Source organism: Paenibacillus donghaensis (assembly GCF_002192415.1).
Lineage (GTDB): Bacteria > Bacillota > Bacilli > Paenibacillales > Paenibacillaceae > Paenibacillus_AQ > Paenibacillus_AQ donghaensis.
This window is the reverse complement of the sequence record NZ_CP021780.1, coordinates 5,201,538-5,216,267: the sequence shown is the minus strand read 5'-3', so window position 1 is coordinate 5,216,267 and position 14,730 is coordinate 5,201,538. Positions and strand designations below refer to the sequence as shown.

At 54.0% G+C, this 14,730-nt stretch carries 13 protein-coding genes and 1 other RNA gene; 11 read left to right on the top strand and 3 right to left on the bottom strand.

Annotated features, from left to right (window positions below):
* The first annotated feature begins 13 nt into the window (after positions 1–13).
* Positions 14–428: RNase P RNA component class A (gene rnpB / locus B9T62_RS23905), an RNA gene on the top strand.
* A 225-nt stretch (positions 429–653) separates the two neighbouring features.
* Here the strand turns inward: rnpB and B9T62_RS23900 are convergent.
* Positions 654–1,871, bottom strand: a complete 1,218-nt coding sequence (locus B9T62_RS23900) for an aminotransferase-like domain-containing protein (RefSeq protein WP_087917576.1) — start codon at positions 1,869–1,871, stop codon at positions 654–656.
* Between the two features lie 93 nt (positions 1,872–1,964).
* Between B9T62_RS23900 and pdxR the strand changes: the two genes are divergently transcribed.
* Positions 1,965–3,431, top strand: coding sequence for a MocR-like pyridoxine biosynthesis transcription factor PdxR (gene pdxR / locus B9T62_RS23895; RefSeq protein WP_087917575.1), 1,467 nt, complete (start codon positions 1,965–1,967; stop codon positions 3,429–3,431).
* Here pdxR and B9T62_RS23890 read toward each other — a convergent pair.
* A complete protein-coding gene (locus tag B9T62_RS23890; RefSeq protein ID WP_087917574.1) occupies positions 3,408–5,294 on the bottom strand; it encodes a S8 family peptidase in 1,887 nt (628 codons plus the stop codon). The genes pdxR and B9T62_RS23890 overlap by 24 nt on opposite strands.
* A gap of 198 nt (positions 5,295–5,492) precedes the next feature.
* Here B9T62_RS23890 and B9T62_RS23885 point away from each other — a divergent pair, with 198 nt between their 5' ends.
* From B9T62_RS23885 to thiI, 6 genes are all read left to right on the top strand, one after another.
* Positions 5,493–5,990, top strand: a complete 498-nt coding sequence (locus tag B9T62_RS23885; RefSeq protein ID WP_087917573.1) for a YpuI family protein — start codon at positions 5,493–5,495, stop codon at positions 5,988–5,990.
* Positions 5,991–6,297: 307 nt separating this feature from the next.
* A complete protein-coding gene (locus B9T62_RS23880) occupies positions 6,298–6,516 on the top strand; it encodes a DUF1540 domain-containing protein (RefSeq protein ID WP_087920400.1) in 219 nt (72 codons plus the stop codon).
* A 9-nt stretch (positions 6,517–6,525) separates the two neighbouring features.
* Positions 6,526–6,927 (top strand): hypothetical protein, encoded by a 402-nt coding sequence (locus B9T62_RS23875; protein WP_245864023.1) that lies wholly within the window; start codon positions 6,526–6,528, stop codon positions 6,925–6,927.
* Between the two features lie 181 nt (positions 6,928–7,108).
* Entirely contained in the window at positions 7,109–7,807 is a 699-nt protein-coding gene (locus B9T62_RS23870; protein ID WP_087917572.1) for a lytic transglycosylase domain-containing protein, read from the top strand.
* Positions 7,808–7,927: 120 nt separating this feature from the next.
* Positions 7,928–9,079: a cysteine desulfurase family protein gene (locus tag B9T62_RS23865; RefSeq protein WP_087917571.1), complete on the top strand. Its 1,152-nt coding sequence runs from the start codon at positions 7,928–7,930 to the stop codon at positions 9,077–9,079.
* Positions 9,080–10,369 (top strand): tRNA uracil 4-sulfurtransferase ThiI, encoded by a 1,290-nt coding sequence (gene thiI, locus B9T62_RS23860; protein WP_211296350.1) that lies wholly within the window; start codon positions 9,080–9,082, stop codon positions 10,367–10,369.
* Positions 10,370–10,382: 13 nt separating this feature from the next.
* Here thiI and B9T62_RS23855 read toward each other — a convergent pair whose 3' ends face one another.
* Complete coding sequence (locus B9T62_RS23855) at positions 10,383–11,078, bottom strand: TerC family protein (RefSeq protein ID WP_087917570.1); 696 nt, start codon at positions 11,076–11,078, stop codon at positions 10,383–10,385.
* A gap of 151 nt (positions 11,079–11,229) precedes the next feature.
* On the opposite strand from B9T62_RS23855, the gene B9T62_RS23850 reads away from it, so the two are divergent.
* The 3 genes from B9T62_RS23850 to typA all read left to right on the top strand — a co-directional run bounded on the left by B9T62_RS23850 (position 11,230) and on the right by typA (position 14,646).
* A complete protein-coding gene (locus tag B9T62_RS23850) occupies positions 11,230–11,889 on the top strand; it encodes a YjbE family putative metal transport protein (protein WP_087917569.1) in 660 nt (219 codons plus the stop codon).
* A gap of 217 nt (positions 11,890–12,106) precedes the next feature.
* A complete protein-coding gene (locus tag B9T62_RS23845) occupies positions 12,107–12,619 on the top strand; it encodes a hypothetical protein (protein WP_087917568.1) in 513 nt (170 codons plus the stop codon).
* Between the two features lie 185 nt (positions 12,620–12,804).
* Positions 12,805–14,646 (top strand): translational GTPase TypA, encoded by a 1,842-nt coding sequence (typA, locus tag B9T62_RS23840; protein ID WP_087917567.1) that lies wholly within the window; start codon positions 12,805–12,807, stop codon positions 14,644–14,646.
* Positions 14,647–14,730: the final 84 nt, after the last annotated feature.

Sequence of the window (14,730 nt, the reverse complement as noted above, 5' to 3'; positions counted from 1 at the left end):
ATAATGTTGTCGGAAAGTTTGACAGACAATCGCCGGCAGCGTGAAGACGCTGCGGGAGGAAAGTCCGGGCTCCGCAAGGCAGGGTGCTGGATAACGTCCAGTCGGCGCGAGCCGAAGGAAAGTGCCACAGAAATGGACCGCCGATGGCCGCTTCACAGCGGCACAGGCAAGGATGGAACCGAGGTGTAAGAGACCCCGAGGAACGCTGGTGACTTCGTTCCTGGTAAACCCCATCTGGAGCAAGACCTAATGAGACGCCGCTCTTCCTTTACCGGAAGCTGCAGCCTTCGCCTGAGGCGCGTCTAGGTTGGTCGCTGGAGCTGTGCAGTAATGTACGGCCTAGATAGATGATTGTCGCTTCATGTGGGAGGGTAGTTCCCGTTTGAACCACTACGAGCACAGAACCCGGCTTACGGCAAACTTTCCACACTACAACAACATTATAAGCAAGGCAAGAGCATGAATAGAGCAGCTTAAGCATCTTATAAGTAAAATGCAAGGCAATATACATGAAGCGGCGTATTCCGGGAAACTGGAATACGCCGCTTTTCTGTTTAAAAATATAAGAAAGGATAAGTTTCACCTGATTCTTTATCCTGCTATTTCCCACAGAAACGCATACAGTCTTTTTACGAGGCTGTATGCGTTTCTTCTTATCTAACGCCGCTTACCTGGCTGCGGTATTGCTCCAGAGCCGTCTCCAGCCGTGATACCGCTTCAGCGATAAGCTCCGGTGGAGTATGGGTGAAATTAAGGCGCATGGTGTTGCGCAGCGGCTGCGCCGAGTAGAATACCTCGCCGGGCACGAAGGCGACGCCCTGCTGGACGGCCAGCGGCAGCAGCTCGGCCGTATGAATCTCCTCCGGCAGCGTCAGCCAGAGGAACATCCCGCCCCGAGGTTCGAGGAAGCGGATATCCTCCCAGCCGCGCGAGCGGATCTCTGCGGACAGCAGCTGCATTCTGGAGCGGTATTCCCGCGAGATTGCTGTGATATGTCCGCTCAGGTCGAAGCCGCGCAGCAGCTCGCTGAGCGCGCATTGGTCAATGGCGCTGGAATGCAGGTCATTTGCCTGCTTGGCCTTGGCAACCATCTGGATCAGCTGAGGGTCGCCGGTGATCCAGCCGCTGCGCAGGGCGGGCGCGACGATTTTGGAGAAGGTTCCTGTGTAGACAACGCCATAGCCGCTACCATAATTCCTGTCGATCGCAGCCAGTGACGGGGGATAAGCATCCGGAGACTCGTCAAACCTGATTTCACCGTACGGATTGTCTTCGAGAATGAGAACCTCATAACGGCGGCATAATTCGACCACCTGCTCCCGGCGTTCACGGCTCCAGCTGGCTCCCGAAGGATTGTTGAAGGTAGGGACAGCGTACAGCAGCTTGGGCTTCAGCTTGCGCAGCTGATGCTCCAGATGCTCGGGCAGCATGCCCTGCTCATCGCTCAGCACGATGTTGATATCCGCACGGTAAGATCCCAGCACCTGCAGGGCGGCAAGATAAGTCGGGGCTTCCACCAGTACGGCGTCTCCGGGGTCAAGCAGGATTTTGCAGAGCAGATCAATAGCCTGCTGGGAGCCGCTGGTGAGCAGCATCCCGGAAGCGGCGGCAGGAATGCCCTGGCCTTCCAGCCGCTCCACCAGCTGCTCGCGCAAGGGGCCGTAACCCTCGGTCAGACCATATTGCAGAATAGATGGACCAGCAGAAAGCGCACGGCTATAAGCATCGCGGATGGCCTCCAGCGGGAACAGCTCCTCGGCCGGCAAGCCGCCAGCCAGCGAAATAATATTCTTGCCTTGAGTAATCTTGAGGATATCGCGGACAGCCGATGAACCCAAATGCTGTGCAGTTGTAGAATATTGGATCTTCATGGATAATACTCCCCACCTTCAGTCTTTTGCTGTATCATAACTGCATAACTGTATAACAGTAAAGTGCCGAATATAACAGTGGGAGGGATCACCATGCATATTGACTTAAACCGGCAGAGCAGAAGCTCCTTGCCGCAGCAGATCAGCGACACGCTGGAACAGCGGATAGCCTCGGGGCTGCTTCCGCCAGGCAGCCGGCTGCCGTCTGTGCGGGGGCTGGCCTTGTCGCTGAAGGTCAGCCAGGTTACGGTGAGCAAAGCTTATGCCGCGCTTGCCGCGCGTGGTCTGATCCACTGCAGTCATGGCAAAGGCTGCTATGTAGCCGCCGGGGAGTCGGGGCAGGAAACGGCCGGCGATTGGCAGGACCGCTACGACGATTATTTGCCCCGTGCCCAGCTATGGCATAATTTCAAGGATTCGGCAGTGGCTTATCCCTTTCATCTGGCGGCGATACACAGCAGTCTGCTGCCTTTGCGGGAGATTGGAAGCACTATGGCTTCCCTGGTTCTGGAACAGCCGGAAGTGATGGCGGCCTACGGTAATTTCCAGGGTGACCATGAACTGCGTGAGGTCATGGCTGGCCATCTGCTACGCCGGAGCATCCGTGTGCAGCCTGAGGAGCTGATGATGACCAGCGGAGCGCAGCAAGGAATTGACCTCGTTGCAAGAACGTTTGTTGGTCCGGGCGATACAGTTTATCTGGAGGCACCGAGTTATACGGGAGCGATTGATGTATTTGCCGGACGGGGAGCGGAGATGGTGTTCGTGCCGATGGACCGCGACGGTATGAGGGTGGATCTGCTTACCCGGCTCTGTGACCGCAGACCGCCCAAGCTGATCTACACCATTCCTTCTTACCAGAATCCCAGCGGCGTGACCATGAGCCTTAGCAGAAGACAGCGGCTGCTGGAGCTTGCCCGTAGCTACCGCTGTCTGATTGTGGAGGATGACCCGTTCAGCGATCTGTATTTCCAGAGCCCGCCGCCGCCCGCCATTAAATCCATGGATGCTGCAGGTCATGTCATCTATATCAAAAGCTTCAGCAAGGTGTTGGCTCCGGGCTGCAGGATGGCCTGTGTGGCTGCGGACGGCAATATTCTCTCCCGGCTGATTGCGGCTAAATCCTCCAGTGATTTGGGCAGTCCGCTGCTGACTCAACGTGCCATGCTCCCTTTCATATCTGGGAAATATGATGCCTATGCCGGCAAGCTGCGCAGGCAGTTAAGTCAAAGGCTGGAGAAGGCTACGGCACTGCTGGAACGCCATGCGCCGCCCGGAGTGAGTTGGATCACGCCACAAGGCGGGCTGAGCCTGTGGCTGGAGCTGCCCGCTTCCGTCAACATCAACAGACTGCAAAAGCTTGCCGAGGAGAAGGGACTCTCCTTCCTGCCCGGTGATGTCTGTTATGCCGGGGGCATTCCTTCCAGGCATATCCGCCTGTGTTACTCCCAAATGACCGAACAGGAACAGGAGCAAGGGATGCTCCTGTTCCTGGGCTTGTTACAGGCTTATCTGCAAGAAGAAGCGGCTGCGCCCTCAGGGATTGCGCTGAAGCTTTAAGCGCAGCTCGTTCATCTGTTGGCGGACATGCTGTGGATACAGCTGCAGCGGAATTTCTCCGCCGCCTGCAGCTTGCAGCGTTTTGTAGATATCTATCTGGCCCCAGCCATAATATTTGTCATGGCCGGGTGTACCCAGGTCCACCGCATTGTCCCTCATCAGCTGCACCACCTCATCATTGGACAAATCGGGATTCAGCGAGCGGACCAATCCGGCCAGGGCCGCAACATGCGGACTGGCCATCGAGGTGCCGGACAGGGCAGCGTATTGGCTGTCGGGATAGGTGCTGGCAATGCTCTCCCCGGGAGCAGTAACATCAATGTAATCGCCATAATTGGAGAAGCTGGCTTTTTGCTGGGAGGCATTGGTAGCCGCTACCGCGAGCACCTCCGGATACGCAGCCGGGTAACCGGGCCGTTCGGTGTTGTCATTTCCTGCAGCGGAGACGATCACAATATCGCGGTCGTAAGCATACTTAATAGCATCATGCAGAAACTGGGAGTCAGCATAGTTGCCCAAGCTCAGGTTAATTACCTTCGCGCCATTGTCGGCTGCCCAGATAATGCCTTCCGCTACGGAATAGGTTGTGCCTGCACCGGAGTTATCAAGTGCTTTGACCGGAAGTACCTTGTTATACCAGCTGATTCCGGCTACGCCCTCCCCGTTGTTCACCAGTGCTCCGATGATCCCGGCCACATGAGTGCCATGGCCTACATCGTCATCCGGTGTGGAGCCGCTCTGAATCGCGTTGTATCCGGGCAGCAGCTGCCCTTTTAAGTCTGGATGATTCGCCTGCACCCCTGTATCTACAACAGCGACAATCACTTCGTTGCTGCCTCGCGAGAGCTTCCAGCCCTGCGTGGTCTCAATGGCCGGAAGGTTCCATTGGTAGGCGGAGAACAGCAAATCGTTGGGAGTCACAACATCGGCCGGATTTTCGAATGCGGTCTCATTGGTTAAATAGATATAGTGAGGCTCGGTATATTGCGGATGCCATTTATAGGCGAAATAAGTCTTCAGCTGGCTGTAGTTCATCTTCTCCGAGCGGAACAAATAGGTGTAGCCCAGCTTGCGCGGCGGTTTGCCGCCGATATCGGCAGTAATCGTCTGCAGTTGAGCTTTCGTAGGGTGGCCGTTGCTGAAACGGACGATAATTTCATTCTCGTAATAATGGCTGGCATTCTCATTGTCGTGCCCTGTGGCGACCTTGATATCCTGCAGGGTGTCAGCATGTACGGATTCAATGCGGTAGCTGCCTTCCTTCGGATAAGGAATCAGCCGTAAATTCTTCAGTTGATGATCAGCCACACGGCCAAGCACCTTCTGATTAATTAAGGCAATTACTGCAGTTGAACCTTCCTGATCCCGCCGGGCGGTGAAATAATATTTCTCTTTGCCGACAACGATCGAAGGCGATTCGTAGGATTGATGACCGCGGATAGCCCGTTTGGCTGCTTTCAGGTACTGCTGCAGCTGCGGATGCTGCGGATTGAAGCCTTTGGGATAAGTGGAATGGAAGGTCTTGACCTCCTGCGTACGCAGGTCCATCCACAGCAGCATGGTGATATAGCCGTGGCTAGACTGCAGCTCCTTGGCGTAAGCCGGCACATTCTCTGGAGGTTTGCCATGCAGCTCGGCAAGCAGCTGCTGCATATGGCGGCTGGCATCCACGCGGTTCAGACTGTCTGTGGCATTGACATCCTGCAGCAGTGCCGCTTTTTTGACGGTTTTCTCCTGCGACGGGGCCGGGACAGGAGTCTCGCGGGGGGCGACAGCCACAGGTGGGCGCAGAGCAAAGGTCAACAGTCCCGCCGTCAATGCGGCGGTAACCAGACCTGCGATGGTTGCATTATTTCGTGACATAATCTCCGCTCCTTCTTGGCATTGTAATGCTCATAGGGTTAGAACAGAGACTGTCTTTTATGCATCGCAGAAAAGGATACCGCCGTCACAGAATTTATGATAGGATAGTACATGAAATTGGTTGGTATTCAAGGATATAAGTTACACCTAACAGTTAGGACTACTAAGAGCAAGGAATAATAAGGGGGAGCAACCGCCATGTCAGCAGCCAATCTGCAGAAGTTATGTGAAACGACAAGAGAAAAGCTTAAATCCGTAATCGATAAAATGGAATTGTTCCTAAACCAGCATGCGCTGCCTCAGCTTGTAACAGAGCAGGATGAAGAAACGGTACATTTTTATGAGGGTTTCCTGTCCGACCTCCGCCATCTGCTGGTTTTCTCCGAAATGTCGTATGAGAAGCTGGGTGTTGCGTTGCGCCGGGCTACTTTTGATGATTCCTTTGCGCAGAAAGCGCTTTATAATGTATATCATTATGGTGTTAACAACTTTTTCTATCCCAAGAATGAAACCTATTCTGAAGATGGGCGTTATGCCTATACCGGGCAGGATGCCATCCGTTTCCGCAAGAAGCCTGTCCGTCCGGCGCGTGACATCATTTTGGAAATCACCAAGACGTATGAGGAATTGCGCGACGATCTGAGCTATTATGAGAATGATTACCTGACTGAGAAACGGATGCAGAATCAGGTATAACGAACAGAAAACTGCTTGAACCTCAGGCCTGCCGCCTGTCATCGGAGATGACGAGTGGCGGGTCTTTTTCTTTTGAAATAATCAATTCCGGAACGTTCAACGCAAATAGATGCGAAAGTGCAACTAATTTCAACCGAAACCACTACGAAGTTAAAAATTTCGATACTTCACATTATACGGAGGCTAAGCAGTAACCAATTAAGAAAGTAAAAGTTGCTTGATGCTTTCTTAGCACATCATACAGGACAGTTATGGAAGGCATATGGAACCGGGGCCGGGGCATAATGTACTTGAGGTGATGAACAACATGTCAACTGCAAAAACATTGGTAAAATGCAGCGTAAGCAACTGTCACTACTGGAAGCACAGCTTGTGCAATGCGGATGAAATTCTGATCGAAATCGACAAGCATTCCGGCAGCGAGTTCAAAGAGGAGTTCGCCGAGGAAATGACGAGTCAAGGGCATCGAGATACAGCGGGAACCTCTTCCGCTACCTGCTGCTTGACGTTCAAGCCGAATTCCTAGGAGGTCGTTATGGACACACCGAAGGATACAACAGAAGAGCCGCAAGATTCTGCAGAGCGCAGAACCATCATTCTGCGGCCGCGCAGAAGGTTGGATTATCCCCGCCAGACCCGCGAGCATCGCGAAGAATATGCCGCGGAGATTAACCCGTTGCCGCTGCACGCCAGCCAGTCTAGGAAGGAAGCCGGACCAGCCGCCGAGGAGAAACAGGGCAGCCGCATGCTTGGGTATGCCGGCCTTGCGTTTGGCATTGCTTCGCTCTTTATCTGGTCAGCCATTACCGGTCCAGCAGCGATAGTGCTCGGCCTGTACGCCTACTCCAAAGGGCGCAAGACGGCTGGAGCCTGGGCTATAGGACTCGGGTTTGTGGCCGCCCTCAGCTATTTTGTAATGATACCTTTTGCGCGTTAGCAGAAGAACTGAATCATTCAGTATCCAAACAGGCTTTAAGACCCAAATTTAAGGGTCTGAAGTCTGTTTTTTCGTTGTTCCGGCTAGTATTTGCAGATGGGAAAATGTAGTATGGAATCATATTCGATTAAAATTTAAGAATCATCCATATACAGCAAAAGGGAAGAAGGAATGTGCAACAATGGCAACGCATATTGATGGCGGCTTAAGTCACCTGCGCTGGGTGAATTTAAAGAACGCACCTGTCAAAAGTCCCCCCTCAAAGGCGGCAGAGCCGCAGGCCGGTTCTACCCAGACCTTTTCCGCTATGTTGAAGTCAGCATCCTCTGGCTCCTCCGGTAGTCAGAGCGCCGTAACATCATTGGCAGATACAGCGGCTTCAGGCGGACTGCTGTGGCAGTCCATAGGTGGAACCGGAGAGTCTGCAGGCAGCTCCATTTCCGGGGAAATAACCGCGACCAAGCCTACCGATTATGAGGACCTCATTATGTCAGCCAGCGTCAAATACAATGTGCCGGCGGATCTGATCAAGGCGGTTATCGATACCGAATCATCGTTTAACCCGAATGTCGTGTCTTCTGCCGGGGCCAAAGGGCTTATGCAGCTGATGGACGGAACGGCGAACGGGCTGGGTGTTTCCGATCCATTTGACCCGGCGCAGAGCATTGACGGCGGCGTGAAATATCTCTCTTATCAGCTGAAGCGGTTTGACGGGCAGGAGAAGATGGCTCTGGCCGCCTACAACGCCGGACCGGGACGGGTGTTGAAGCTTGGCGTGAGCACGGACCAGGAACTGATGGAGAAGCTGACACAGCTTCCGAAGGAAACACAGGCCTATATCTCCAAAATTGAACGCGCCCGTGCCGAATACGGGGTATAATAGTAAAGGATCAAACGGGTAACAACCCTTGGACCACAGCTTGTGGCCCTGGAGTCCGTTTGATCCTTTTTATTTGTCCATTCCCCATTTCGCAAGTGAAGCAAAGGAGATTATAAAGAGATGCTGTATTGGGATTATGCGGCTGCCGCGCCGCCTTTTGAGGAAGTGGTGCAGACGATGGAGCAGCTGATGAGGCTTCATTATGCCAACCCATCCTCGCTGCACCGTGCTGGCCTGGAGGCTGAAGGCCTGATCAGAAGATCCAGGGAAGTATGCGCAGTCGCGTTGGCTGTGCTCCCGCAGGAGATAAGGTTCACCTCCGGGGCCACGGAAAGCAACAATCTGGCGATTAAAGGTGCTGCCCTGCAATATGAGGGCAGAGGACGACATATGGTAACGACTCAAGTGGAGCATCCCTCCGTGTACGAGAGCTGTCTGCAGCTGCAGCGCAGAGGTTGGGAGATCAGCTTCGTAGCTCCCGGAAGCAGCGGTAGAGTTGATCCGGCCCGGCTGGCTGCCGAGATTCGCAAGGACACCGTGCTGGTGAGTGTCATGCATGTGAATAATGAGACAGGCAGCATCCAGCCTCTAGAGGAACTTGGACGGCAGATCAAGGCTGCCAATCACCTTACGCTGTTTCATGTAGACGGCGTGCAGGGATACGGCAAGCTTCCCGTGGAGCTGAACAGCTGGAAGGCTGACCTGTACAGCTTGTCCGCGCACAAGCTCCGCGGGCCGCGCGGGGCCGGGCTGCTCTATGTGAGGGATGGCGTGAAGCTGTCACCGCTGCTGAGCGGAGGCTCCCAGGAGCAGGGCGAACGGGCCGGAACCGAGAATGTGCCGGCGATAGTGGCAGCTGCGAAGGCAGTGCGCATGAGCGGAGAGCAGCGGTCCGCGCTGACGGCCCGCCTGCTTCCGCTGCGTGATCGGCTGCTGCGCTTCCTGGAACAGCTGCCGGAGCTGCTGCTGAACAGCAGCATGGAAGGCGCGCCGCATATTGTGCATTTCTCCTATCCCGGAATGAAGGGGGAGGTGCTGGCGCGCAAGCTGGAGGAGCTGGGGATGATCGTATCCACCCGCTCCGCCTGCTCTTCACGTCTGGCGGAGCCGAGTCGTGTGCTGCTTGCGATGGGCAGGGACCATGCGGCCGCAACCGGAGGCATCCGCATCAGCCTTGGCGACAGTCATACAGAAGCGGATATAGAGGCGCTGGAACAGGCTGTGAAGAAGGCTGTGACATCGCTTAAGATTACAGAAGGAGGCAGAATCTAAATGCTGGATGAACACAAGCGGGACGCCGCTGGAGAAGGAAGGCACAATATAGCCTATGCCGATATGCTGCTGCTGCGTTTCGGAGAATTTACGCTCAAAGGCAAGAACCGTGCCCGATTTGAGAAGACAGTGCTGCGTCATGTCAAGGAAATGGTCAAGCCCTATCCCAAGGCTGCCATCACGAAGGAGTTCGGGCGGATCTATGTGGAGCTGAACGGGGAACCGGCAGCGGCTATGGCTCAGGCCCTGAAGAATGTGTTCGGCATTGCTTCGGTTAGTCCCGTCAAAGCCGCTCCCTCTGAGCTGGAGGCGATTATAGCCGTCAGCCGTCAGTTGCTGGAGATCATAGCTCCGCTGCAAGGTACATCGTTCAAGGTGAATGCCCGGCGGGTATGGAAACAGTTTCCTTACGGCTCGCTGGAGATGAACAAGCTGGTATCCACGCCAGTGCTACAGGGCTATCCTGGGCTCAAAGTGGATATGAACCACCCGGATATGGAGCTTCGCGTGGAGATCCGCGAGGAGCGGACCTATATTTTCTGCGAGAGCATTGCCGGGGTTGGCGGCTTCCCGCTCGGTACGAACGGCAAGGCAATGCTTCTGCTGTCTGGCGGAATCGACAGTCCGGTAGCAGGCTGGTCGTCCATGCGCCGCGGTTTGGAAGTGGAATGTATCCATTTCTACAGCTTCCCCTACACCAGTGAGCTGGCCCGCCAGAAGGTGGTCGATCTGACACGGGTGCTGTCGCAATATGCCGGCGTGATCAAGCTGCATCTGGTTCCGTTTACGGAGGTGCAGACAGCCTTCACGGGAATCGGTCAGGATAATCTGATTATTACGCTGATGCGGCGGGCCATGCTGAAGATCGCCACCCGGCTGGCCGAACGCGAGGGCGCACTTGCCCTTGTTACCGGAGAGAGCCTGGGGCAGGTGGCCAGCCAGACCTTGCCCAGCATGAATGTGATCGGGCGGGCTACGCAGCTGCCGTTGCTGCGTCCGCTGGTGATGATGGACAAGATCGAGATTGTCGAGCAAGCTCAGCTTATAGGCACCTATGACCTCTCCATCCTGCCTTACGAAGACTGCTGCACCCTGTTTGTGCCCAAATCGCCTAGCACTAACCCCAATATGCGGATTGTGGACAAGATCGAAGCGACGCTGCCGGAATATGCCCGGCTGCTGGACGAGGCGGTAGAGGCTACCGAAACCGTGAGCGTTACCCCTTACGGCAACGAGAAGCCTCGCCCGCTGGTCAGCGGCCAGTCAGCGCTGCAGGAGGAATGGTTCTAAGCCGCCACATCAATCAGCCGGTGTGCTGTTGCCCGATAGCGTTCAACCGGCTTCTGCGGCGTTTGGAATGACCGGCCCAGAGGATGCCTGCGATCGTCAGTGCAATAAACATTATGCGCAGCAAGGCATGCTGCTCCCAGAAGGGAGCGAGTTTCCGCTCATCGGTAATCATGCTGGAGGCTGTAAAGCCCAGCACGGCCGAACCGGCATAGATGATCCAGGGATAACGCTTAAGCAACCGGATAAAAAGCGTGCTGCCCCAGACTACAATCGGCACACTGATCAGCAGTCCAAGCACCACAAGTGTCACATTGTGCTTGGCTGCACCGGCCACTGCGATCACATTGTCCAGCCCCATCGCGGCATCGGCGATGATGATCGTACGAACGGCTGACCACAGATTGCCGCCGGCCTTGATGTCGGCGGTCTGGTTATCCTCGCTGAGCAGACGGTAGGCAATCAGAATCAGCAGTGCCCCGCCTGCCAGCAGCAGCCAGGGCACCTTCAGCAGCCAGACGACCAGAATGGTAGCGGCAATCCGCAGGATAACTGCGCCGGCAGTGCCGAACAGAATGGCTTGTCTCTGCGTGTCCTGCTGCAGATTCCTTGCGGCCAGACCGATCACAATGGCATTGTCGCCGGCCAGGATCAGGTCCAGAAACACAATGTTCAGCAGTGATAATACAAATTCCCAGACTACTCTGTCCAAGAGGGGTCATCTCCTTAGTTCTGCATACTCAGATATACGCTGAAAGAGACGCTTACATTCATCTCCGCTGCAGAATTACTTGGGACAAAGTAGCATAGCTTGTCGCCTTGGGACATACATGTAGTTACATGTAAGTCGGGGAGGTAAGTGTATGGATTCCATTGTGCTGCTTGGTGAAATACTGATGATCAATCTTGTGCTGAGTGGGGATAACGCCATGGTTATAGCGCTGGCCAGCAAAAATCTCCCGGAGAAGCACAGGCGGACAGCGGTATGGTGGGGTGCGGCGGGTGCGGTGATTCTGCGCTGCCTGCTGACGGTTGCTGCCTTGCTGCTGCTGAAGATTCCATATATTCAAGCGGCAGGAGGACTGTTATTACTGTGGATTTCCCTTAAGCTGCTGCTGGAGGATGAGGAGGAACTGAGGGTGGAGGGTGCCTCTACCGTCTGGAAGTCGATCCGCACCATTCTGCTGGCCGATTTCATCATGAGCCTGGACAATGTGCTGGCCATTGCAGGCGTGGCACAGGGGGATCTGGCCCTGATTGTAATCGGGATTGCGATCAGTATCCCCATTGTTGTATGGGGGAGCAGCATTATTGTCAGCTGGCTGCACCGTTTCCCGCTGCTGATCTTTATCGGGGCCTATATCCTGGCATTTACCGCAGGAGATATGCTGCTGCAGGATGCGAAATTAGGTGCCATGCTGTCCTTTATGTTCCCTTCGAGCCATTCCGTGCTGCCGCTGGCACTGGGTATATTTGTAGTCGTGACAGGAGCTGTCAAGCGCAGAACGGGTTCAGCTTCCTAAGAACTGGCAATACTAAACGGACACCTCTCTTATTATAGGGAAGTGTCCGTTTTTCCGTTATTCAGCAGCGGCATGCGGACAGGCCGGATCGAAGAATGATGGCATTTTGACAGCTGATCGGCTAAAATATAGGTGAATCCTGTCGCAAATGTGTTCCTGGAGCGCAAGGCTTGTGAACCGGAGAGTAAAGACGTGATCTTGAAGGGATGGGTGAAAGATGTCTTCCAAAAACGACATGAAGCTGGGCATATTTATCATCATTGCTGGCATTGTTATTTTATTCGGAAAGCTGGGGGTGTTCGGATTTCTTGGGCGGGCGCTGTGGCCGCTTGTCATTCTGCTTCCCGGCCTGTTTCTGCAGATGCTGTTCTTCAGCCGGCGAGCCGGGCCATCCGTCTTGATTCCTGCCGGAATACTCACGGTTTACGGACTGTTATTCGGAATCTGCAATATATGGGGCTTTGGCCTGATGCGGCATTTCTGGCCGGTGCTGCTGCTTGGCGTGGCCGTTGGCCTGTATGAGTATGCGATGTTTGCTTCACCGCGTTCAGGCGGTCTGTCGCTCGCTGCGGCGGTATTGGGTGTGCTGAGTGTGGTGCTGATTGTCTTCAGCCTGCTCGGCACCGGGACGCTGTATTTGCTGGGCGCGGTTCTGATATTCGCCGGCATCTGGCTGGTGGCCGGGCGCGGCAAGCCGCGCAAACGAAATAAGTGGAGCCGAGGCTGGTGAGAACGACCAATATTGGAAATGGTTTTTTCATAAAAAGACTTGCTTTTCATAGTGCTTTCACTATAATATTAAAGATATGTTGGAGCGTCGGCTTTCTGCCTGGCGCTTCTTTTGTGAGATTGTCGTGACATGCTACAAATTTAAACAGTTTTAATTTGATAAATGAGAGGATTTGGATACAAATCATGCATTCAAGAAAAGACATTCGCAATATTGCGATCATTGCCCACGTTGACCATGGCAAAACGACACTCGTCGATCAGCTTCTGCAGCAGTCGGGTATTTTTCGAGACCACGAAACTATGCAGGAACGTGCAATGGACTCCAACGATCTGGAGCGGGAACGCGGCATAACTATCCTAGCCAAAAATACAGCAATTACCTATAAAGAGTTCCTGATTAACATTGTTGATACCCCTGGACATGCCGACTTTGGCGGCGAAGTGGAACGTATCATGAAGATGGTTGATGGCGTTCTGCTCGTTGTTGATGCTTATGAAGGCTGCATGCCGCAGACCAAATTCGTATTGCGCAAAGCGCTGGAACAGCACCTGACACCTATCGTTGTTGTGAATAAGATTGACCGTCCGGCTGCCCGTCCGAAGGAAGTTATCGATGAAGTGCTGGATCTGTTCATTGAGCTTGAAGCCAGTGATGATCAGCTTGAATTCCCCGTAGTGTATGCTTCCGCGCTGAACGGAACATCGAGCATGGTCCCTGAGAAGCAGGATGAAACGATGCTCTCCCTGTACGAAACCATCACACAGCACATTCCGGCTCCAACAGAAAAAGTAGATGAGCCTCTGCAATTCCTCGTTACTCTGATGGACTACAACGAATACCTGGGCCGGATTGCCATCGGACGCGTAAACCGCGGAATTATTAAGCAAGGACAGTCTGTTACCGTAATTATGCGTGATGGCAAGAGCAAGACTGCGCGTATTGAGAAGCTGTTCGGCTTCCAGGGCTTGAAGCGTGTGGAAACGGAAGAAGCGGGTGCCGGTGATATCGTGGCTATCGCGGGGATTAAGGACATTAACATTGGTGAAACGATTGCCGATCCGCAGCATCCTGAAGCGCTGCCGGTGCTGAAGATTGACGAGCCAACGATGCAGATGACATTCCTCGTGAATAACAGTCCGTTTGTCGGCAGAGAAGGCAAATGGATAACCTCCCGCAAGCTGCGTGAGCGTCTCTTCAAAGAGCTTGAGACAGACGTGAGCTTACGTGTGGATGAAACTGACAGCCCGGATGCCTTCATCGTATCCGGACGCGGAGAGCTTCACCTGGGGATTCTGATCGAGAACATGCGCCGTGAAGGCTACGAGCTGCAGGTATCGAAACCTGAAGTTATCATCAAGGAAGTTGACGGCCGCAAAATGGAACCGGTTGAACGCCTGATGATTGACGTTCCTGAAGAAAGCATGGGTTCGGTTATGGAAAGTCTGGGTAGCCGCAAGGCTGAAATGGTTAACATGATCAATACCGGAACAGGTACAGTCCGTCTGGAATTCCTGGTTCCTGCACGTGGCCTGATCGGCTATAACACACACTTCCTGACACTGACACGCGGCTATGGTGTAATGAACCATGCGTTCGACAGCTATGCACCGCTGATCGGCGGCCAGGTAGGCGGTCGTCATCAAGGCGTACTGGTATCCAGTGAAACCGGAACAACTACCCACTACGGAATGATGGGTGTGGAAGACCGCGGAATTCTCTTCCTGGAGCCGGGTGCCGATATTTATGAAGGTATGATCGTGGGCGAGCATACCCGTGATAATGATATCATCGTGAACATCTGCAGAGAGAAACAGTTGACCAACGTTCGTTCCGCAACGAAGGATGAGACCGTCAAGATGAAGACGCCGCGTCTGTTCTCCCTGGAGCAGGCACTGGAATATTTGAATGATGATGAATTGTGCGAAATTACGCCTAAAACCGTTCGTCTTCGCAAGAAGATCCTGAACAAGAGCGAGCGCGAACGTGTTGCCAAGCAGTCCAAAGCGGCTAAAGCCGGAGTGTAAGCTGCTTATATTATTCCATAGAAGCCGCCGGGTGATCCCGGCGGCTTTCTGTGTTTTTATGTGGGATAAAACTAACTGCGGATG

Coding starts and splice junctions, on each gene's coding strand:
- B9T62_RS23900 (WP_087917576.1), bottom strand. CDS start 1,871: ATGAAGATCCAATATTCTACAACTGCACAGCATTTGGGTTCATCGGCT.
- pdxR (WP_087917575.1), top strand. CDS start 1,965: ATGCATATTGACTTAAACCGGCAGAGCAGAAGCTCCTTGCCGCAGCAG.
- B9T62_RS23890 (WP_087917574.1), bottom strand. CDS start 5,294: ATGTCACGAAATAATGCAACCATCGCAGGTCTGGTTACCGCCGCATTG.
- B9T62_RS23885 (WP_087917573.1), top strand. CDS start 5,493: ATGTCAGCAGCCAATCTGCAGAAGTTATGTGAAACGACAAGAGAAAAG.
- B9T62_RS23880 (WP_087920400.1), top strand. CDS start 6,298: ATGTCAACTGCAAAAACATTGGTAAAATGCAGCGTAAGCAACTGTCAC.
- B9T62_RS23875 (WP_245864023.1), top strand. CDS start 6,526: ATGGACACACCGAAGGATACAACAGAAGAGCCGCAAGATTCTGCAGAG.
- B9T62_RS23870 (WP_087917572.1), top strand. CDS start 7,109: ATGGCAACGCATATTGATGGCGGCTTAAGTCACCTGCGCTGGGTGAAT.
- B9T62_RS23865 (WP_087917571.1), top strand. CDS start 7,928: ATGCTGTATTGGGATTATGCGGCTGCCGCGCCGCCTTTTGAGGAAGTG.
- thiI (WP_211296350.1), top strand. CDS start 9,080: ATGCTGGATGAACACAAGCGGGACGCCGCTGGAGAAGGAAGGCACAAT.
- B9T62_RS23850 (WP_087917569.1), top strand. CDS start 11,230: ATGGATTCCATTGTGCTGCTTGGTGAAATACTGATGATCAATCTTGTG.
- B9T62_RS23845 (WP_087917568.1), top strand. CDS start 12,107: ATGTCTTCCAAAAACGACATGAAGCTGGGCATATTTATCATCATTGCT.
- typA (WP_087917567.1), top strand. CDS start 12,805: ATGCATTCAAGAAAAGACATTCGCAATATTGCGATCATTGCCCACGTT.